This is a genomic window from Kitasatospora sp. GAS204B (genome assembly GCF_029892155.1).
In the GTDB taxonomy this organism is placed as follows: domain Bacteria; phylum Actinomycetota; class Actinomycetes; order Streptomycetales; family Streptomycetaceae; genus Kitasatospora.
In genome coordinates, this window is sequence record NZ_JARZAG010000011.1 from 1 (window position 1) to 19,236 (window position 19,236).

20 protein-coding genes are annotated in these 19,236 nt (G+C 74.4%); 11 read left to right on the forward strand and 9 right to left on the reverse strand.

Translation table 11 applies throughout. From position 1 onward, the window contains the following. Positions 1-110: 110 nt before the first annotated feature. Positions 111-584, reverse strand: a complete 474-nt coding sequence (locus P3T41_RS16650; protein ID WP_280690644.1) for a hypothetical protein — start codon at positions 582-584, stop codon at positions 111-113. Between the two features lie 272 nt (positions 585-856). Between P3T41_RS16650 and P3T41_RS16655 the strand changes: the two genes are divergently transcribed. The 4 genes from P3T41_RS16655 to P3T41_RS16670 all read left to right on the forward strand — a co-directional run bounded on the left by P3T41_RS16655 (position 857) and on the right by P3T41_RS16670 (position 5,574). Next, on the forward strand, positions 857-1,297 hold the full coding sequence (locus P3T41_RS16655) for an Lrp/AsnC family transcriptional regulator (RefSeq protein ID WP_266290617.1): 441 nt from the start codon (positions 857-859) through the stop codon (positions 1,295-1,297). A 44-nt stretch (positions 1,298-1,341) separates the two neighbouring features. Next, on the forward strand, positions 1,342-2,979 hold the full coding sequence (locus tag P3T41_RS16660; RefSeq protein ID WP_280690645.1) for an amidohydrolase: 1,638 nt from the start codon (positions 1,342-1,344) through the stop codon (positions 2,977-2,979). 157 nt (positions 2,980-3,136) lie between these two features. Continuing rightward, positions 3,137-4,948, forward strand: a complete 1,812-nt coding sequence (gene lnt, locus P3T41_RS16665; RefSeq protein WP_280690646.1) for an apolipoprotein N-acyltransferase — start codon at positions 3,137-3,139, stop codon at positions 4,946-4,948. Beyond that, the gene (locus P3T41_RS16670; protein ID WP_280690647.1) at positions 4,945-5,574 is read left to right on the forward strand and encodes an FxsA family protein; all 630 of its coding nucleotides are present in this window, start codon (positions 4,945-4,947) and stop codon (positions 5,572-5,574) included. Before lnt ends, P3T41_RS16670 begins: the two co-directional genes overlap by 4 nt. Positions 5,575-5,637: 63 nt before the next feature. Here the strand turns inward: P3T41_RS16670 and P3T41_RS16675 are convergent, their stop codons facing one another. The 3 genes from P3T41_RS16675 to P3T41_RS16685 form a co-directional block, all read right to left on the reverse strand. After that, positions 5,638-6,012 carry an RNA polymerase-binding protein RbpA gene (locus tag P3T41_RS16675; RefSeq protein ID WP_101384134.1) on the reverse strand — a complete coding sequence of 125 codons (375 nt, stop codon included), beginning with the start codon at positions 6,010-6,012 and terminating at the stop codon, positions 5,638-5,640. 314 nt (positions 6,013-6,326) lie between these two features. Further along, positions 6,327-7,916, reverse strand: a complete 1,590-nt coding sequence (locus P3T41_RS16680; protein WP_280690648.1) for a hypothetical protein — start codon at positions 7,914-7,916, stop codon at positions 6,327-6,329. 136 nt (positions 7,917-8,052) lie between these two features. After that, on the reverse strand, positions 8,053-8,247 hold the full coding sequence (locus P3T41_RS16685) for a hypothetical protein (RefSeq protein WP_035840595.1): 195 nt from the start codon (positions 8,245-8,247) through the stop codon (positions 8,053-8,055). A gap of 523 nt (positions 8,248-8,770) precedes the next feature. On the opposite strand from P3T41_RS16685, the gene P3T41_RS16690 reads away from it, so the two are divergent. From P3T41_RS16690 to P3T41_RS16705, 4 genes are all read left to right on the forward strand, one after another. Further along, positions 8,771-9,196 (forward strand): ankyrin repeat domain-containing protein, encoded by a 426-nt coding sequence (locus tag P3T41_RS16690; RefSeq protein WP_280690649.1) that lies wholly within the window; start codon positions 8,771-8,773, stop codon positions 9,194-9,196. 86 nt (positions 9,197-9,282) lie between these two features. Further along, entirely contained in the window at positions 9,283-9,759 is a 477-nt protein-coding gene (locus tag P3T41_RS16695) for a GNAT family N-acetyltransferase (RefSeq protein WP_280690650.1), read from the forward strand. Between the two features lie 219 nt (positions 9,760-9,978). Then, entirely contained in the window at positions 9,979-10,320 is a 342-nt protein-coding gene (locus P3T41_RS16700) for a hypothetical protein (protein ID WP_280690651.1), read from the forward strand. Positions 10,321-10,331: 11 nt separating this feature from the next. Next, positions 10,332-11,057, forward strand: a complete 726-nt coding sequence (locus P3T41_RS16705) for a thioesterase family protein (protein WP_280690652.1) — start codon at positions 10,332-10,334, stop codon at positions 11,055-11,057. 49 nt (positions 11,058-11,106) lie between these two features. Here P3T41_RS16705 and P3T41_RS16710 read toward each other — a convergent pair whose 3' ends face one another. The 3 genes from P3T41_RS16710 to P3T41_RS16720 are packed head-to-tail and all read right to left on the reverse strand — an operon-like array spanning position 11,107 to position 13,379. Beyond that, complete coding sequence (locus P3T41_RS16710) at positions 11,107-11,514, reverse strand: RidA family protein (RefSeq protein WP_280690653.1); 408 nt, start codon at positions 11,512-11,514, stop codon at positions 11,107-11,109. A gap of 45 nt (positions 11,515-11,559) precedes the next feature. After that, positions 11,560-12,300, reverse strand: coding sequence for an IclR family transcriptional regulator (locus tag P3T41_RS16715; RefSeq protein ID WP_280690654.1), 741 nt, complete (start codon positions 12,298-12,300; stop codon positions 11,560-11,562). Beyond that, on the reverse strand, positions 12,297-13,379 hold the full coding sequence (locus P3T41_RS16720) for a sugar kinase (protein WP_280690655.1): 1,083 nt from the start codon (positions 13,377-13,379) through the stop codon (positions 12,297-12,299). The genes P3T41_RS16715 and P3T41_RS16720 overlap by 4 nt, the downstream gene beginning before the upstream one ends. 117 nt (positions 13,380-13,496) lie before the next feature. On the opposite strand from P3T41_RS16720, the gene P3T41_RS16725 reads away from it, so the two are divergent. The 3 genes from P3T41_RS16725 to P3T41_RS16735 are packed head-to-tail and all read left to right on the forward strand — an operon-like array spanning position 13,497 to position 17,076. Next, positions 13,497-14,819: an alanine racemase gene (locus P3T41_RS16725; RefSeq protein ID WP_280690656.1), complete on the forward strand. Its 1,323-nt coding sequence runs from the start codon at positions 13,497-13,499 to the stop codon at positions 14,817-14,819. Further along, positions 14,819-16,438 carry a D-aminoacylase gene (locus P3T41_RS16730; protein ID WP_280690657.1) on the forward strand — a complete coding sequence of 540 codons (1,620 nt, stop codon included), beginning with the start codon at positions 14,819-14,821 and terminating at the stop codon, positions 16,436-16,438. Before P3T41_RS16725 ends, P3T41_RS16730 begins: the two co-directional genes overlap by 1 nt. Further along, complete coding sequence (locus P3T41_RS16735; protein ID WP_280690658.1) at positions 16,435-17,076, forward strand: bifunctional 4-hydroxy-2-oxoglutarate aldolase/2-dehydro-3-deoxy-phosphogluconate aldolase; 642 nt, start codon at positions 16,435-16,437, stop codon at positions 17,074-17,076. The genes P3T41_RS16730 and P3T41_RS16735 overlap by 4 nt, the downstream gene beginning before the upstream one ends. Positions 17,077-17,160: 84 nt before the next feature. On the opposite strand, the gene P3T41_RS16740 is transcribed toward P3T41_RS16735, so the two are convergent. Next, the gene (locus P3T41_RS16740; protein WP_280690659.1) at positions 17,161-18,033 is read right to left on the reverse strand and encodes an SGNH/GDSL hydrolase family protein; all 873 of its coding nucleotides are present in this window, start codon (positions 18,031-18,033) and stop codon (positions 17,161-17,163) included. 148 nt (positions 18,034-18,181) lie between these two features. After that, the gene (locus P3T41_RS16745; protein ID WP_280690660.1) at positions 18,182-19,087 is read right to left on the reverse strand and encodes a hypothetical protein; all 906 of its coding nucleotides are present in this window, start codon (positions 19,085-19,087) and stop codon (positions 18,182-18,184) included. Positions 19,088-19,236 lie beyond the last annotated feature (149 nt).

Sequence of the window (19,236 nt, forward strand, 5' to 3'; positions counted from 1 at the left end):
CCGCCGCGCCGGGGGCCCCGCCCCCCCCCCCCCGGGGGCCCCCGCGGGGGGGGGGGGGGGGGGGGGGGGGGGGCGGGCCCCCCCCCCCCCCCCCCGGCCCGATGCGGGTCTCAGTGCCGGACCAGGCCCCGCTGTGGCTGGCGCATCGACGGCACCCGGTCGGCGAGCCGCTTCAGCGGCGCCGGGCCGGGGCCGATCGCGTGCGAGAACGGCTGGGTGCGCCAGTCCAGTTCGGTCGGCAGCGTGAGCAGCGCGGCCAGCGCGTCGGCCGGCTCGCCGGGCTCGGCGGCGCACTCCTCCAGGTCGTCGGCGAGCAGCCCCGATCCGGGGCAGAGCGCGGGCGAGAACGGGTGCCAGGCGGTGCGCAGCACCGCGTGCTGCGGCAGCAGCTCCTCATCGCCCAGCAGGGCGATCGGGCGCTGGCACTCCGGGCAGTGCACCCGGATGATCTCCCAGGTCTCGGCCTCGCCCGGGTCGGCGCCCGGGGCGAAGCCGAGGCCCGAGGTGCGATCCTCGCCCTCCGGTTCGTCATTCGAGGTCAGGGTGCTGTCGGCGCCGAAGGCGCGCTGCTCAGCTGCAGGCATGTGATCCCCCTTGGATCGGGACGGGCCGACTCGGCCCGGGCCACCAGCAGCCTTTCCCGGCTCCAGGGGTCGATAACCCTGCAGGTCGGCGCGGGGTGACGCACGCCGGTGTGGCCTTCGCCACATTCCACCGGCACATGCCAGAAGCGCTCCGGTGCGACCCGTCCGGCAGGCCGGAGCACCCCCGGCGCGCACCGGTGCGCCGCGCGCCCTGTGCGGAGCGCAGTCGTCCGTATTCGGCGTACGCCGGTCGTCGGGTAGGTTTGCGCCTTGTGGAGGATCTAGATCAGCGCATCGTCCAGCTGCTCGTCCAGGACGGGCGGATGAGCTACACCGACCTGGGCAAGGCCACCGGCCTGTCCACCTCGGCCGTTCACCAGCGGGTCCGCCGCCTGGAGCAGCGCGGGGTGATCCGCGGCTACTCGGCGATCATCGATCCGGACGCCGTCGACCTGGCGCTGACCGCCTTCATCTCGGTCAAACCCTTCGACCCCAGCGCCCCTGACGACGTGCCGGACCGGCTCGCCCCGCTGCCCGAGATCGAGGCCTGCCACAGCGTGGCGGGGGACGAGAACTACATCCTCAAGGTCCGGGTCGGGGCTCCCGGCGACCTGGAGGACCTGCTGGCCCGGATCCGCACCGCGGCCGGAGTCTCCACCCGCACCACCGTGGTCCTCTCCACGCCGTACGAGGCCCGCCCGCCCCGGCTGTAGGGCCAGGTCGGGCGAGCCGCTCCGGCGGGTGCAGACTGTCCCTCATGACCGAACGCACCTCCCGCACCGTGCTGCTGCGCGGCGGCACCGTCTACAGCCCGGCCGACCCCTTCGCGACCGCGATGCTGATCGAAGGCGAGCAGATCGCCTGGGTCGGCAGCGAGGGCGCTGCCGACGCCTACGCGAGCGTCGCGGACGAGGTCGTCGACCTGGCCGGTGCGCTGGTCACCCCCGCCTTCGTGGACGCCCACGTGCACGCCACCGCCACCGGCCTGGCGCTCACCGGCCTGGACCTGACCGGCTGCCCCTCGCTCCCCGAGGCGCTGCGCCGGATCGCCGACCACGCCCGCGCCCACCGGCACGAGGGCGTGCTGATCGGCCACGGCTGGGACGAGACGCGCTGGCCCGAAGGCCGCCCGCCGACCCTCGCGGAGCTGGACGCCGCCGCGCAGGGCGCGGCCCTCTACCTCTCGCGCACCGACGTGCACTCCGCCCTCGCCACTTCCGCCCTGCGGGCCCGCACCCCGGGGCTCGCCGAGCTGCCCGGCCACCACCCGAGCGCCCCGCTCACCCGCGACGCCCACCACGCCGTGCGCCGCACCGCGCTCGCCGAACTGACGGACGATCAGCGCCGGGTGGCCCAACTCGCCACCCTGGAGCGCGCCGCCGCCCTCGGCATCGCCGCACTGCACGAGTGCGCCGGCCCGGAGATCTCCGCCGAGCGCGACCTGGCCGCCCTGCTCGCGCTGGCCGCCGAGCACCAGGGCCCCGAGGTCTACGGCTACTGGGGCGAGCTGAGCGAGCGCGGCGGCGTCGAGACCGCCCGGCGGCTCGGCGCGGTCGGCGCCGGCGGCGACCTCTTCGCGGACGGCGCCTTCGGCTCCCGCACCGCCTGCCTGCACAGCCCGTACCTGGACGCCCCCGAGGACGCGGACCAGCACGGCACGGCCTACCTGACGGCCGCTCAGATCGCCGACCACGTCACCGCCTGCACCGAGGCGGGCCTGCAGGCCGGCTTCCACGCGATCGGCGACGCCGCGCTCGCCGCCGTCCTCGACGGTGTCCGCACCGCCGCCGACCGGCTCGGCCTCGCCCGGGTCAAGGCGCTGCGCCACCGGGTGGAGCACGCCGAGGCGCTGGACGACAAGGCGATCGCCGCCTTCGCCGAACTCGGTCTGACCGCCTCCGTCCAGCCCGCCTTCGACGCCGCCTGGGGCGGTCCGGCGGGCATGTACGTCCAGCGCCTGGGCGCCGAGCGGGCGGCCGGGCTCAACCCGTTCGCCGCGCTGCTGCGGGCCGGCGTGCCGCTCGCCCTCGGGTCGGACGCACCGGTCACCCCGCTCGACCCCTGGGGCACGGTCCGGGCGGCCGCCTTCCACCAGACCCCCGAGCACCGGATCTCGGTGCGCGCCGCGTTCGCCGCCCACACCCGTGGCGGCTGGCGGGCGATCGGCCGGGACCAGGAGGGCGTGCTGGTCCCCGGTGCTCCCGCGAGCTACGCCGTGTGGCGCACCGGCGAGCTGGTGGTCCAGGCGCCCGACTCCCGGGTGGCCGGCTGGTCCACCGACCCGCGCTCCGGCACGCCCGGGCTGCCCGACCTCACCCCGGGCACCGAGCTGCCGACCTGCCTGCGCACCGTGGTCCGCGGGCGGACCGTGTTCCTGTCCGAACCCGCGCGCTGACCTGCGGATTCTCACAGTCCCGCGACTTCCGGTGAGCGGCCGGCGGCAGGTACCGTCGTGCTGACCGCCGGTGTCCGAAAACCCGGTCGGTGGCGGCCCGATCCGGCCGCCGCCCGATCCAGCCGTCGCCCGATCCAGCCAGAGAGATGGTGCCCAGGTGGCTCTGCCCGTCGACGCGGACTCGCCCGACCCGGACGACGGGACGGCCACCGCGCAGGCCCCGCAGGCGCCGGGGGAGGGCCAGGTCGCGCGGACCGGTCGGCTCGGCCGGCTGCGCGCCAAGGTGCGGGCCGGCTGGCGCCGTAGCGCGCTGGCCGCGGCGGCCGGGCTGGCACTGGCCGCCGCGTTCCCGCCCTACGACCTGTGGCCGCTGTCGATCCTCGCGGTGGCCGCGCTCTCGCTGCTCACCCGCGGCCGCAGCTTCCGGCAGGGCGCCTGGACCGGGTTCGCCTTCGGATTCCCGTTCTTCCTCTGGCTGCTGGTCTGGATCCGGGTGATCGGCTCCGACGCCTGGGTCGGCCTCTCGGCCGCCGAGGCGGCCTTCCTGTGGGCGCTGGGCGGCGCGCTGGCCGTCACCTCGCGGCTGCGCGCCTGGCCGCTCTGGGCGGCCTGCCTCTGGGTGGCCGAGGAGTGGGCCCGCGACCGGCTGCCGTTCGGCGGCTTCCCGTGGGGCCGGCTCGCCTTCGCCAACACCGCCAGCCCGTACACCCCGCTGGCCGCGCTCGGCGGCGCGGTGCTGGTCAGCTTCGCCGTCGCGCTGACCGGCACGCTGCTCGGCTACCTCGCGCTGCCCGTGCTGCGCCGGCTGCGCGCCCGTCGTGCGGCCGGGGCCGTCGCCGGGCCGGCCGCTGGGCCCGTCGCCGGGCCGGCCGCGCCGCTGATGTCCCGCCGGGTGCTGCTGCCCGCCGGGGCGGGCGCCTGCGCCGCGCTGATCGCGGTCAGCGGCTTCGCCGTTCCGGTGCCCACCGCCGGCCAGAGCGCCGGCGGCCCGGCCAGCGCCCGGGTCGCGCTGATCCAGGGCAACGTCCCGCACCCCGGCATGGACTTCCTCGGCCGCCCGATGCAGGTGCTGGACAACCACGCGGCCGAGACCGAGAAGCTGGCCGAGCAGATCGACGCGGGCCAGGTGCCCAAGCCCCAACTGGTGATCTGGCCGGAGAACTCCTCCGACCTCGACCCGTACGGCGACCCGCTCACCTACGAGACGATCAGCGAGGCGGTCCGCTCGATCGGCGTGCCCACCCTGGTCGGCGCCCTGGTCGACGGCCCTGACGCGCAGCACGTGCAGAACGAGGGCATCGTCTGGGACCCGCTCAGCGGTCCCGGCGCGCACTACACCAAGCAGCACCCGGTGCCGTTCGGCGAGTACGTGCCGTTCCGCTCGGTCCTGATGAAGGTGATCACCCGGCTGCAGCGGGTCGCCCGCGACTTCTACCCGGGCAAGGGCACCGGCGTGATGCAGCTCGGCCCGGCCAGGATCGGCGACGTGATCTGCTTCGAGGTCGCCTACGACGAGATCGTCCGGGACACCGTCGACGACGGCGGCCGGGTGATCGTCGTGCAGACCAACAACGCCACTTACGCCAGGAGCGGCCAGCCCGACCAGCAGCTCGCGATGTCCCGGCTGCGCGCGGTCGAGCACGGCCGGGCCGTGCTGATCGCCGCGACCAGCGGGATCAGCGCCGTCATCCGCCCGGACGGCAGTATCGAGAGCCGCACCGCCGAGCTGACCCCCGCCGCGCTGAGCGCCGATGTGCCGCTGCGTGACAGCAAGACGCTCGCCGACCGGGTGGGCGCCGCGCCGGAGTGGGCGATCTCCATCATCGGGCTGCTGGCCTGTGGTTCGGCGGTGCTGATCGAGCGTCGCGGGCGTCGCGGGCGTGCCACCGGCGGTCGGGGCGGCAGCGGCGGCGGGAGCGGGACGGAGACCGGAACACCGGCGGGCGCCGAACCGTTGTCCGTTTCGTGACACAGCACGTGAACCCGACCACGGCCGGCCGCCCCGACCGGCGCCGCCGCCGTTTTCTGCCCCTGCTGCTGGCCGCCTGGATGGTGCTGGAGATCTGGGTGATGATCCAGGTCGCCACGGCGACGACCTGGCTGCTGGTGTTGGTCCTGCTGTTGCTCGGCCTGGTGGTGGGGTTCCGGCTGATCAAGCGGGCCGGCCTGGACGCGGTGCGCGCCGCCACCGCCGGCACCCCGTTCGAGCGCGGGAGCGGCAGTGCGGGCGGGAGCCCGGCTGAGGGCGGGAGCACGGGCGAGCGTCGGCCGCCGAGTGGCAACGCCGGTCTGCTGGCGCTGGCCGGGCTGCTGCTCGCGGTGCCGGGCTTCCTCTCGGACCTGCTCGGCCTGACCGTGCTCTTCCCGCCGACCCGGGGGCTCTGGCGGGGGGCCGGCCGCCGGCTGGCCCGTCGTGCCGCGCGCTCGGCGCCGGTCGGCGACCCGCTCGCCGACGCGCTGCGGCTGCAGGAGCAGATGCGGATCCACCGCCCCGACGGCAAGGTGGTCCAGGGCGAGGTGGTCGATCCGGCCGACGACCCCGCCGGCCCTCGGCGTCCGCAGGACGACGACCCGCGCCCGCCGCTCGACCGCTGATCGCGTGTGGCACAACGCGAGGGGCCCCGATCCGAATGGATCGGGGCCCCTCGCGTTGTGGGATCAGGCGCTCTTGCGGGTGTCCCGCGGGTGCACCGCGAGGTTCATCCCACCGGAGCGGAGTACGGCCAGCCGCTCGGCCAGCACCTCCTCCAGCTCCTCGCGCGTCCGGCGCTCCATCAGCATGTCCCAATGGGTCCGGGTCGGCTTGGTCTTCTTCTCTTCCGGCTCGTCACCGTCGAGCAGGACGGCCTCGGTGCCGCAGAACCGGCACTCCCAAACCGAGGGAATCTCCGCCTCGACGGAGAAGGGCACCTCGAACCGGTGTCCGTTCTGACATGCGTACTCGACGGTCTGGCGGGGGGCCAGATCAATGCCACGGTCGGTCTCGTAGCTAGTGGCGCCGAGTCGCGTGCCTCGGAGAGCTCGCTCGCTCATGAATCGTGCCTCCAGGGCTTATGGCCCACAGGACTAGTTGGGGTCGCTGTCTTCGTCGTTCGGTCAACGCTCGGCTTCCGACGAAGATTCCCGACCGGGGACATGCGTCGTCTGTCGTGCCGTCCCTGTTTGTACCCATCTCCGTCCGATTTGTCACATCTGGACAGGGATATCACCCTGGGTGTCATCAATTTCGCGCCTTGTGACCGAATCACTTTCCTGGCTTGCCGGAGCGTACTGGTGGTGTCGCCGAATTGGCCATTCGCGCAGCTCGCACAGCCCAGTCGGTTGGTTCGCGGCGAGTTCACCGGCGCTCAGCGTGACTTGCCGAGCTCGACCCGGGTGGCGCCGGCCTCGGTCCGCGGCTCCGCGGCGGGCGACACCTGGGGCTGGTGCGCGGGCACCGGCGGGGCGGCGGCCTCGATCCGGGTGTCGCGGTGCGGGAGCAGGGCGATCACCGCGTCGCGCAGCCGGGCCGGGGCCTCCTCGTCGAGCGGGTCGACGGTGGCGGGCACCTGGAGCCGGGCGGGCGGTTGGGCGCCGATCCGGGCGTAGCCGCGGCCGGGCGGGGTCTGCGTGGCCGGGACCAGGTCGAGCGGGACGCCGAGCGCGCGGTGCAGGTCCTGCGGGTGGTGGCCGCCGAGGACCACCCGGGCCCGGGTGGCGGAGCGCAGGGCCGGCGAGAGCCGGTCGAGCGCCTCGATCGACTCGGCCACGACGACGGTGACCCGGGCCGCCCGGCCCTGGCGCAGCGGCAGTTCCAGCAGGTCCTGCGGATCGGGACGGCCTTCGGCCTGGGCCAGCTCGCTCAGCTCGGTGGGGTGGTCGAGCAGCAGCCAGAGCGGGCGGGTGGCATCCGCCGGGGCGGGCTCGCCCCGGTAGCGGGCGGCGTTCAGCGCGGCCAGCCGGCGCTCGGTCTCCTGGGCCGCCCAGTCCAGCGCGGCCAGCGCGCCGTGCAGGCTGGTCTCCACCGTGTGCACGCCGGGGCGGTTCACCAGGCAGGCGTGCTCGCCCGTGCCGGCTCCGTCGATCACCAGCAGGTCACCGTGGGCCAGCGCCTGCAGCGCGACGGTGCGCAGCAGCGTCGAGGTGCCGGCGCTGGCCGTGCCCAGGGCCAGCAGGTGCGGCTCGGCCGAGCGCGGGCCGGTGCGCCAGATCACCGGGTGCTGGTGGCCGGCGCCGCCGTCCTGGGCGACCGGGATCGACCGCTGGGTGGTCTGCACGTCGGTGAAGCCGAGCACGATCTCACCGGGCGTGGTCACCCAGGTCTGCGCGGGCACGTCCTGCGGCAGCGGCGAGAGCGCGGTGACCTGGAGGCGGTTGCACTCGTGCTCCCAGTCGAAGCGGTACTCCCGGGCCCGGCCCGCCTTGCTCTGCACCACCTGCTCGATCCGGGCCCGGGCGGCGGGCTCGGTGTCGGTGAAGTAGGCGGGATAGCCGATCTCCAGCGCGGCCAGCCGGCCCTCGGAGTCGAAGGCCCAGCCGGCGAAGGCGTCCTGGTAGTCGCCGTCGGGGCGGTAGAGCGGGCAGGCGTCGTCCGGTGAAGCCAGGTAGGGCGTCAGGGCGGCGTAGAGGGCGGGCAGCTTCACCTCGACCGGGTCGGGCACCGGCGGCGGCGCCACCTTGGGCTCCCGCCCTTTCCAGGCGGCGCTGGCCACCAGGGCGATCACGGCGAGCACCGGGCCGTGCGGCAGCAGCACCACGCCGACCAGGGCGGCCAGGGTGAGCAGCAGGGTGGGGCCGCGCCGCTCCCTGGGGGTGGCGTGCCAGCGGGCCTTGGCCCAGCCGGCGTGCCGGCGCAGGCCGCGCCCGATCAGGGTGAGCGGCGCGAACATGTCGGCGGCGTGGTCGCCGGCGGTGCGGGCGAGGTCGCGGCCGCGGGTCAGGTGGCGGTTGAGGGACATGGTCCTGGACTCCCCGGGCGGGTCGGACGGGCTTGGGACGAGGCGGGCGAGGGGTGGGCGACACGAGCGGCGGCCCGGGGCGGTGGGACCGCGCCCGGGCCGCCGCTCATGTCGTGCGGTTCCGCAGACGTGCGGCTCAGAACTTGATGCCGCCGAGCAGGTTGGCCAGGCTCGCGCCGCCGGCCTGGATGCTCGGGGCGATCGCGGTGCCCGCGAGGTAGAAGCCGAAGAGGGCGCAGACCAAGGCGTGCGAGACCTTGAGCCCGTCCCGCCGGAAGAAGAGGAACGCGATGGTGCCGAACAGGACGATGCCGGAGATGGACAGGATCACGGGGACTGCTCCTCGGTGAGGCGGGACGGGGTGCCACTGCCGGGGCATGGCAGCGATGGGGTGGTCCGCGAGGCCATACAGGGGACAGTGTCACGGAGAGTGCCCCAATCCTGACAAAAAGTAATAGATGACGGAACGGAGCAAATGGGTGGTCTTCGCTCGAAGCCGCAGGCCGGAGGCGGGAACGAAGGTTCGGGTGGGCGCCCGGCGCTGGCCCGGCGGACGGAATTCACGGACTTTCGCGCGCGTCGGAGGTGGCGGGGACGACCGTCGGGCGACGCGCCGAATTCGCTCGAACGGTGGCGTGCCCACGGTCCCGCCGGGTCGCGTCCGGGGCCTCGCGCCGGGGAGTCGTGCCGCGCTCTGCCGTGCCGGGCGCCGCCGGGTGGCCGGATCGCGGACGGTCACTGGCCCGGACGATCACGGACGGCTACGGTTCCGGTGGCCGCACCGCCGCCCCGGGAGGCACTCCCCGGCCGCGACCTGAACCCCGAGCTTCGCTCCCTACTCGAAAGGGCCCGTGATGGCCGACTCGTCCGAATCCCTGCCGCCCACCACCGAGGAGCCCGACGAGGCCGAGCTGATCGAGCTGGCCGGCCGGATCTTCGACGCCGCCCGCGGCGGCGACGCCGAGGCGCTCGGCGCCTTCCTGGCCGCCGGGGCGCCGGTGAACCTCGCCAACGACCGCGGCGACACCCTGCTGATGCTGGCCGCCTACCACGGCCACGCCCCCGTCGTCCGGCTGCTGCTGGCGGGTGGCGCCGACCCGAACCAGGCGAACGACCGCGGCCAGACACCGCTGGCCGGCACCGTCTTCAAGGGTGCCGACGAGGCCTTGGAGGCACTGCTGGAGGGCGGCGCGGACCCGCATGCGGGGCAGCCCTCGGCTTTCGAGACCGCCCAGATGTTCGGCAAGGCGGAACTGCTGGCCCGCTTCGGGGGGCGCTGAGCTTTCCGGTCGAGCCTTCGTGCTCGGCCCTTTCCGGCCAAACATCGAATCATCGGATGATCGGGTTGGTCGCTATCCTGGCGGCCATGGAGCTTCGCATCACCGGGTACGACCACCCCGACGCCGAACTGCTGACCGCCGAGGTCCAGCAGGAGTACATCCGCCGGTACGGCGAGATCGACCGCACCGAGATGCGGGCCGAGCATTTCACCGACCCGCACGGAATCTTCGTGGTCGGCTACCTGGACGGCGCGCCGGTCGCCTGCGGGGGCTGGCGCGCCAAGGACGGCGGTCACGCCTTCCTGCGCGACGGCGACGCCGAGCTCAAGCGGATGTTCGTGGTCCCCACCGCCCGCGGCCGCGGCCTGGCGCGCAGCGTGCTGCGCCACCTGGAGGCGCTGGCCCACCAGGCCGGGCGGCGGCGCCTGGTGCTGGAGACCGGCACCGAGCAGCCGGAGGCCGTGGCGCTGTACCAGGCCGAGGGCTACCTGCCGATCACCAAGTTCGGAATCTACCGGGACGCTCCCGAGTGCATCTGCCTGGGCAAGGAGCTGGCCGCCTGAACTCCGTTCGGTGGTTACCGATGCCGCCGATCGGCCGGTTACTTGACTGATGTCGGTGAATTATCCCTACTCCGGTCGTGGGGTCGTACCACCGGGTGGCGGATAAACCGCGAATGGAGCGGGTGGGCTGGGCTAGCGTCTTCCCCGCTGCGCCTTCGAGTGCTTCCGGAAAACCGGGAGCACTCGTCCCTGCCCATCCGCTATTTCCCGGGAGACACCGTGCACGACAATTGCCAGCCGGAAAGCAGTGCGGCCGCCGCCGACGGAGTCCAGCTCGCCGTGAACGCGCTCGCCGAATTCCCTGTCCGGGGTGGGTCCGGAAACATCGAGGGTCGCATCGCGGCGGCCGCCGAACTGTGCCGGGCGGTGGACAAGGCGCTGGACTCCCTGGTGGTCCGGATCGCGGCCGAGGCGGCCGAGGAGGGCTGGACCACCGGGCGGATGCGCGACACCAGCGCCGACTACCACCAGCGCCTGCAGCAGGCGCTCGCCGTCCCGCGCCGTCCCGCCGACGCCCGGCTCCAGGCCCAGGCCCAGGCCCAGGCCCAGGCACAACGGTGAGCGGGGCTCCGATGACGACGTACCGCAACGCCCACGTCCTGCGCTGCCCGACCCGGTGGGCCGATGTCGACCAGAACGGGCACATCAACAACGCCCGGTTGGTCGGCTACATCCAGGAGGGAATCTACGATCTTTTCCACCACCACGCCCGGGCGGTGCGGGATTCGCTCTTTTCGGCCGGATTCCTGATCGCGCGGCACGAGATCGATTATCTGGAACAGTTGCACCACGGACCGGACCCGCTGCTGGTCCGGCTGATGGTGGAACGGCTCGGCCGCAGTTCCGCGCAGATCCGGGTGGACGTCTGCCGGGGTCCGTTCACCTACATGACGGCCCGCACCGTGGTGGTGGCCCGGGATCGGGTCTCCGGGCGGTCGCGCAAGCTGAGCCAGTCGGAGCGGCGCTTCCTCTCCGATTATCTGACGGATATTCCGTCGGGCGGCGCGTCAGGCGTTTCGCCGGCCGGCGGGACCGCTGCCGGGTCGGCGACCGTGCCGGGCAGGGCCTCGGTTCCGGCTGTGGTCACAGCTGTGCTTCCGACGGTGCTGCCGCCTGTGGGTCCGGTGGTTCCGTCGCCCCGGCCGGCGGTCACCCCGTCGGTGATGGCCCGCAGCAAGCCGCTGTCGGGTCGTTCGCTGCCGGCCCGTCAGGGCGCGGTCCGGCGCGGTCCGGGCGGCCAGGCCCGCAAGGTGCCGCTGCCGGGCCGGGGGCCGGGCCGGGTGCTCTGCGAGGTGTGAGCACGCACCCGCCGCGGCCGGCCCGCCCCCCCGGCCGCGGGTCCGGTCCTCAGTCCAGGACGGCCTGCGCGTCGATCTCGACCAGCATCGCCTCGTGCGGCAGTCCGACGAAGACCGTGGTGCGGCACGGCTTGACCGCGCCGGGCGGCAGGTGCTCTGCCAGGAACGCGGCGTAGGCCTCGTTCATCGCCGCGAAGTGCGCCCGCTCGGTCAGGTAGACGCGGAACACCAGCACGTCGGCGACGCTCGCCCCACCCGCTGTCAGGACGGCCCGGACGTTCTCCAGGGTCCGCCGGGTCTGCGCCTGGACGTCGCCCTCGTGGAGGTAGGCGCCGGTCTCCGGGTCCTGCGGGCCCTGCCCGGAGACCTGGAGGATCGGGCCCTTGCGGACGCCCTGGGAGAACACCCAGGCCGGGGCCGGGGCTTGGTCGGTGCGGATCTCGGTCTTCTCGCTCATCGCCGCTCTGTCCTTCGGTCGGTGGGGAGGGGGCCAGGGCCTCTCTTACGGGGCGCCGCAGTCGGTGGAGATCGCGGCGGTGGTGACGAGCAGCCGGGGCAGCAGCTCCAGCACCTGCTCGTAGGGCAGCACCAGATCAGGCACCGAGAGCGAGGCGGCCGCGACCACCCGTCCGGTGGCGTCCCGGACGGGTGCGGCCACGCAGTTCATGAACGGCTCGTGCTCGGCCCGGTCGTGCGCCCAGCCCTGCTGCGCGACCTGGGCCAGCTCGGCCAGCAGTGCCTTCGGGGTGGTCAGGGTGCGCTCGGTGAAGGGGGTGAACTCCAGTGTTCTGACCATCGTCTGACGTTCGGTCAGTGGAAGGTCGGCGAGCAGCACCTTGGCGACCGCCGCACAGTGCATCGGCACCGGCAGCCCGATCCTGGAGTACATCCGGACCGGCTGCCGGGACTCGTACTTGTCGATGTAGACCACCTCGCCGCCCTCCAACGCCGCCAGGTGGACGGTCTGTCCGGTGGCCGCGTTCAGCTCGGCCAGGTGGGCGGTGGCCACCCGGCGCACCGAGCGCTGTTCCAGCGCCCGGCTGGAGAGCGCGAAGAGCCCCGCACCCAGGTGGTAGCGGTACTCGCCGTCCCGGTGGACCAGCCGGGACTCCTCCAGGCTCCGCAGCAGCCGCAGCGCGGTGGTCTTGTGCACCTCGAGCAGCGCCGCCAGCTGCTCCAGCGAGCGCTCGCCCTCGGCGAGTTCGGTCAGCAGGGTGAGCGCCCGTCGCACGGTCTGGCTCATCGGTCACCGCTCTCGGACGGGTCGGGGGACGGCGCCGTCACGGGGGAGTCGACGCCCGCCGGGCCGACCCGGGTGGCCGCCCACTGCGCCTCGTCGGCCGCCAGCAGTGCCGTGACCAGCGCGGGTGGTGGCAGCGTGCCCTGATCGCCCGGCGAGGTCAGCGCGGTGGCCGCCGCCAGGTGGCCGAGCCGCAGCCGTCGGCGCTGGTCGAGTCCGCGCAGCGTGCCGGCCAGGTAGCCGGCCGCGAAGGCGTCGCCCGCGCCGGTCGGCTCCACCACCTCGACCCGCAGCGCCGGTTCGGTCACCCGGCGCCCGTCCCGGGCGAGCGCCGTCGCCGCTCGCCCGGCCTCCTTGACCACCAGCGTCGCGGGGCGGGGCAGCAGGGCGCGCAGCTCGTCCGGGGTGCCGGTGCCGAACGCCTGCTCGGCCTCGTCCGCGCCGAGCAGCACCAGATCGGCGGCGTCCAGCAGCTCCGGCAGCACCGCCGGATCGCGGTGCCGCCAGAGCGCGGGGCGCCAGTTGAGGTCGAAACTGATCAGCCGTCCGGCGCGCGGTGCCGCGAGCAGGGCGCGGAGCAGGGCGAGGCAGCTGTCGGAGAGCGCCGCGGTGATGCCGGACAGGTGCAGCAGCCGGGCGCCGGCCAGCAGTTCGGCGGCGGCGGGGTCCTCGAGCAGCTCGGGGCCGAGGGCGGCGGCGGCCGAGCCGGTGCGGTAGTAGTGCAGCCGGCTGTTGCCGGGCCCGAGGTCGTGCGGGTGCTCGGCGGCGCCGCCGACCTCCTTGACGTACAAGCCGGTTGGTCGATCCGGGTCGATCACCACGGCCGAGGTGTCGACCCCGTGGGCGGCCAACTCGACGAGCAGGCGGCGGCCGAAGCCGTCCGCGCCGACCCGGCTGAGCCAGGCGGTCGGTATGCCGAGGGCGGCCAGCGCGCAGGCGACGTTGGACTCGGCGCCGCCGACCGTGCGGCGGAAGCCGTCGACGGTCTCCAGCGGTCCCGGGCGATCCGGGAGCAGGACCGCCATCGACTCGCCGAGGCAGAGCGCCTGCGCCGCTGTCGCGGCTCCCCGCACTGCAGTCACCAGGCCCTCCCCTTCGTTGACCGCTGTCGTCCCGCATGTTAGAACGGCAACGACAGCATATGCAAAGGGCGTTGCATCATACGCAATGTCCGAGGTGAGAAGCGTGGTGGCGAAGTCATGGGGCAACCGGCAGGGGTGGCGGGCGAGGCAGCTGCAGCCGGGCGGGCGGTCATCGACCGGGCCAAGGTGGCCGAGCTGGCCGCAGAGCGTCTGGACTGGCGGTTCAAGGCCCTGCCGCCGGCCGCCTGGGGACTGACGGTCAGTCAGTACCTGGCGACCGAACCGACCTTGGATCAGTTCGCCACCCCGCTGCTGACCCTGGACGCGGGCGCCCTGGCACACAACCTGCGCACCATGGCCGACTGGTGCGCGCGGGCCGGTGTGGCGCTCGCCCCGCACGGCAAGACCACCATGGCCCCCGCGCTCTGGCAGGCCCAGCTGGACGCCGGTGCCTACGGGATCACGCTGGCCAACCTGCCGCAGCTGCGGGTCGCCCGGGCCTTCGGGGTGCGCGAGGTGCTGCTCGCCAACACGTTGCTCGATCCGGCGGGACTGGCCTGGTTGGCAAAGGAGTTGGCGGCCGACCCGGCCTTCCGGTTCAGCTCCTGGGTGGATTCGGTGGCGGCGGTGCGGCTGATGGACCAGGCGCTGCGCGCCGCGGGGGTGGCGGCGGGGCGGCCGGTCGAGGTGCTGGTCGAGCTGGGCGGCCCGGCCGGGCGGACCGGGGTGCGGGACCTGGCGACCGCGCTCGACGTGGCCCGGGCCGTCGCGGCGGCGCCCATGCTGCGCCTGGCGGGCGTCGGCGGCTACGAGGGCGCGCTGGCCCATGACGCCACGCCGCGCGGCCTGGCCGCCGTCGAGACCTACCTGCTGCGGCTGGTGGAGCTGCACGACGCGCTGCGCGGCGAAGGCCTCTTCGCGGCGGGCGAGCGGGTGCTGGTGAGCGCCGGCGGCAGTGCCTACTTCGACCAGGTCGCCCGGGTGCTGGCCCCGCTCGGCGCGCAGCCGGACACCACGGTGGTCCTCCGGTCGGGCGCCTACCTGGCGCATGACGACGGCTTCTACCGCGGGGTCTCCCCGCTGGTGCGCGGCGCGGGCGACGAGCCGCTGCGTGCGGCGCTGCACGGATGGGCGCGAGTGCTCTCCCGGCCCGAGTCGGGGCTGGCGCTGCTGGACGGCGGCAAGCGCGACTTCCCGTACGACGACGGCCTGCCGGAGCCGCAACTGGTGCGTGACGGGCGGGCGTTGAAGGGCGTGGTGACGGCGCTCAACGACCAGCACGCGTTCCTGCGGGACAGCGACGCCGAGGTCGGCGAGGTGGTCCGGCTCGGCCTGTCGCACCCGTGCACCGCCTTCGACAAGTGGACGTTGATCCCGGTGCTGGACGACACCTCGGCCCACCGGCCCAAGGTGGTCGACCTGGTGCGGACGTTCTTCTGATGTCCACGCTGCTCTTCCGCGGCGCCACGGTGGTCGACGGCACGGGCGCCGAGCGCCACCGGGCCGACGTGCTGGTCCGGGACGGGGTGATCGCGGAGATCGGCGAGGCCGCAGCGCTCGGTCCGCGCCCGGCGGGTGGTGCGGCCGTCGATGCGGACGGACTGGTGCTCGCGCCCGGCTTCATCGACATGCACAGCCACTCGGACCTGCGGCTGCTGGTCGAGCCCGACCACCCGTCCCGGGTGACCCAGGGGGTCACCTGCGAGGTCCTCGGCCAGGACGGACTCTCCTACGCGCCCGTCGACGAGCGGACCCGGCCCGCGCTGCGACGCCAACTCGCCGGCTGGAACGGTGATCCCGAAGACCTCGCGTGGAACTGGCGGACCGTCGGGGAGTACCTGGACCGCCTGGACGGCCATGGCATCGCGGTCAACGCCTGCTACCTGGTGCCACACGGCACGCTGCGCGCGCTGGTGCTCGGCTGGCAGCGGCGGGCCCCGAGGGCGGGCGAACTCGACGCCATGCGGGCGCTGTTGGCCCAGGGGCTGAGCGAGGGCGCGGTCGGAATGTCGAGCGGGCTCAGCTACCCGCCGGGGATGTACGCGGACACCGACGAGCTCACCGCGCTCTGCGCGGTGGTCGCCGAGTACGGTGGCTACCACTCACCGCACCAACGGTCCTACGGAGCCGGGGCGCTGGACGGCTACGCGGAGATGCTGGAGATCTCGCGCCGCTCCTGCTGCCCGCTGCACCTCGCGCACGCCACGATGAACTTCGGCGTCAACGCCGGACGGGCGGGGGAGCTGCTGGCCCTGCTCGACGTAGCCCTCGCGGAGGGCTGCGACCTGACCCTGGACAGCTATCCCTACCTGCCGGGCTCCACCACGCTGGCCGCCCTGCTGCCGAGTTGGGCGGCCGAGGGCGGTCCCGAGGCGACCCTGGCCCGGCTCGCGGACGACGGGGTACGGGAGCGGATCCGGCTGGCGCTGGAGGAGCAGGGCAGCGACGGGTGCCACGGGGTGGTCGCGGACTGGCGCACGGTGCAGATCTCCGGCGTCCGGGACGCTTCGCTGACCGCCGCCGTCGGACGGACCATCGCCGAACTGGCCGCCGAACGGGGGTGCGGCGGCAGCGAGATCTTCTTCGAGCTGCTGCGCGCCGACGAGTTGGGCACCACGATCCTGCAGCACGTCGGCCACGAGGAGAACGTCCGCGCGATCATGCGGCACCCCGCGCACACGGTGGGCAGTGACGGGCTGCTGGTCGGGGCCCGGCCGCACCCGCGCGCCTGGGGCACCTTCGCCCGCTATCTGGGCCACTACGCAAGGGAGTCGGGCGTGCTGACCCTGGAGCAGGCGGTGGCCCGGATGACCGGCCGCCCGGCGCGCCGGCTGCGCCTGGAGCGGCGCGGCACGATCCGCGTCGGCCACCACGCCGACCTGGTGCTCTTCGACCCCGAGACGGTGGCGGACCGCGCGACCTTCGAGGACCCGCGGCGGCCGGCCGCCGGCATCCACCAGGTCTACGTCAACGGCACGGCGGTGCTGCGCGACGGCCGCCCGACCGGCGCGCTGCCGGGGCGGACGCTGCGGCGCGTGGCGGGCGGGCTGGTTCGATGACGAGCGGCTCCAGGAGCGCACTCGCCGCCGACCGGGTGATCGCGGTGGTGCGCGCGCCGGTGATACCGGACGCCGCCGAGCTCTGTGCCGCGCTGCTGGCGGGCGGCGTCCGGTGGGTCGAACTCACCTGCACCACACCGGACGTGGTCGACCAGCTCGCCCTCGCCGCAGCGGCGGACACGGGCTGCCGGCTCGGCCTCGGCACGGTGCTGACGGCCGACCAGGCCCGAGCCGGCATCGCCGCGGGCGCCGAGTACCTGGTGACGCCGGCCTGCCGCGCCGAGGTGGCGCAGGTGGCACGCGAGGCGGGCGTGCCGGTGTTCCTCGGCGCGCTCACCCCCACGGAGGTGGCGCAGGCCGTGGACCTGGGCGCCGCCGCCGTCAAGATCTTTCCCGCCCGCGCCTTCGGCCCCGGCTACCTGAAGGACCTGCGCGGTCCCTACCCCGACCTGCCGCTGATCGCCTCCGGCGGCGTGGACAGCACCAACGCCACGGCCTTTCTCGCGCAGGGCGCCCTCGCCGTCTGCGCGGGCAGCGAGGTCGTCCCGGCCGCGGCGGTGGCGGCCGGCGACTGGGCGGAACTCACCCGCCGGGCCCGCGCGTTCTCGGCGGCGCTGGCGGGTGGCGCACCCGGGTGACCCGGGTGACCCGGGTGACCCGGGGCGCGGGCGGCCGTCGGCGTCCCGCAGCGGGACGAGGCGCCGACGGCCGGTCAGGAGAGCTCAGAGCTTCGCCAGGAAGGCGTCCGCGATCACCTGGTACCCGGTGTCATTGGCGTGGATGTCGCCACGTGACATGTTCGTCCAGGTCATGATCCGCGCCACGTTCAGCGGCACCTGCTGGCCGTCCAACGGGACCAGCGGCAGCAGCGAGTTGGTGTTGAACGCCTTCGCGACGTCGGCCGTGGGCACCCCGTGCAGCGCGTCGACGAAGTCCAGGGTGCCGTTGAGGGTGTCGGCCAGCGGCACCGACAGGCCGGCCAGCACCTTGCCCTGGGTGCCGGTCATCCAGGCGGCCAGGAACGGGTCGTAGAGGTTCATGCCGACGAACGTGGTCCGCGGGCCGGCGGCCGCCTTCAGCTTGCTGAGGATGGTGTTGAGGTCCCAGCCGGCGGTGGCGATGCCCTTGGCGGCGCAGGCGGCGTCCAGGTTGCCATTGGTGGCGCAGCCGTCCACGTCGTTGGCACCGATGTCCAGGGTGACGGTCAGCTCGTCGTGCCGATGGGCCGTCAGGAAAGCTATCGCGGCGTCGAGTTGGGGGCCCGCGTACGGGTGGGGGTAGGGGCAGCCGCCGTTGATCATCGAGCCGGTGGTCTCGCCCGGGCAGCCGAGGTCGGTGAAGGAGAACGGGTGACCGGCTCTCTGCGCCCGCTGGCCCAGGGTGCGGGCGAGGTCCTGGGCGTAGCCGTGGCCGACCTCGGAGCCGCCGCCGGGCAGGGTCTGGTAGCCGGCCGCGAGCGAGTCGCCCAGGGCCAGGTAGTAGCGGGTGCTGGGGGCCGCGGCCGAGGCGGGGCCGGCGCCGAGGCCGAGCAGAGTGGCGCCGAGCGCGGTGGCACAGGCTGCCGCGCGCAGGCGGCGGCTGAGACGAGAACGCATGAACCCTCCCGAGGCGACCCGGCGCGGCCCGGGTGGCGGCGCGCGGGTCGAACCCGGCGAGGTTACTGCCTGGTATCGGGGAGGGTAAGAGCTGCGGAACGGTCAGCCGCCGCCGATCATGAATCGTTACCCGTCACCGCAACCGCCATCAGGGCAGCGAGACCAGGCCCAGCGCGAGCAGGTCGGCCAGTGGCTCGGCGATGCTGCAGGTGCCGAAGGCGGTGAACGTCGCCCGGGCGGCCTGGGCCTGCTGGTGGCTGAGGTCGGTGAGCTTCTCGGCGATCAGCTCGCCGTCCCGCTCGCTCAGCAGTGCGGCCAGCTCGCCGTGCTCCGCGCCCTCGAGCGCCGCGTGGGTGGCCAGCAGCACGTTGAGGAAACCGTGGTGCGCGAAGCCGGTGGCCGCGTCGTCGTGCCGCAGCGCGTGGTGCAGGCCGGCCGTGCACTTGAAGGCCAGGCGTCGGTAGACCGCGGCGTAGAGGAAGGAGGCCAGCTCCAGCTCGCCGGGGAAGGCGGCGGGGGTGGTGCCGCCGGTGCGGAACTTGGCCCGGTAGGGGCTGCTCTCCAATTCGTCCAGCGCGAGCAGTAGTTCGGGGCCGCGGGTCACCTCGACGGCGGCGTCCACACCCGGCGCGTACTCGGGCAGCAGCTTGTCGAGCGCGGTGCGGACCTTGCGCACGCCCTCGGCGGCGGTGCCGTCCTGGTCGGCGAGCACCTCGATGCCGGCGATCCGCAGGCGCGGGTCGGCCGCCACCGCGCGCAGCGCCGGCTCCAGGCCCGCGCTGCCGTCGGGCACGATCAGGCCGACCGCCAGCGGGTCGGTGCCCAGGCCCGGGTGCTCGGCGCCGTCGCCCAACTGCTCCAGGAGCGCGCCGATCCGCCCGGCGCCGCAGAGGAAGGGGCCGACCAGCTCCGCGTACCAGGCCGTGCGGTGGGCCAGGTGGGCGGGCACGGCCTGCGGCAGCGGCAGGTCGCCGGGCGGGAAGATCGCCGCGTCGTCGCAGAGCCCGGCGAAGAGCGGGGGGATCACGCTCTGGGGGGTCTGAGGGATCGTCATCGGGGGCTCGTCCTTCGGGTCGCGGCGGGGCACGGCGATGTGTCCCTGGTGCCCGAGCCTGCCGCAGGTCGCCGTGGTGGGGCAAGGGGCTCCCCGGGCCGGGGGCTGACACGCGCTGAACGGGTGAGAATGCGCGGCCCGCCTGACCG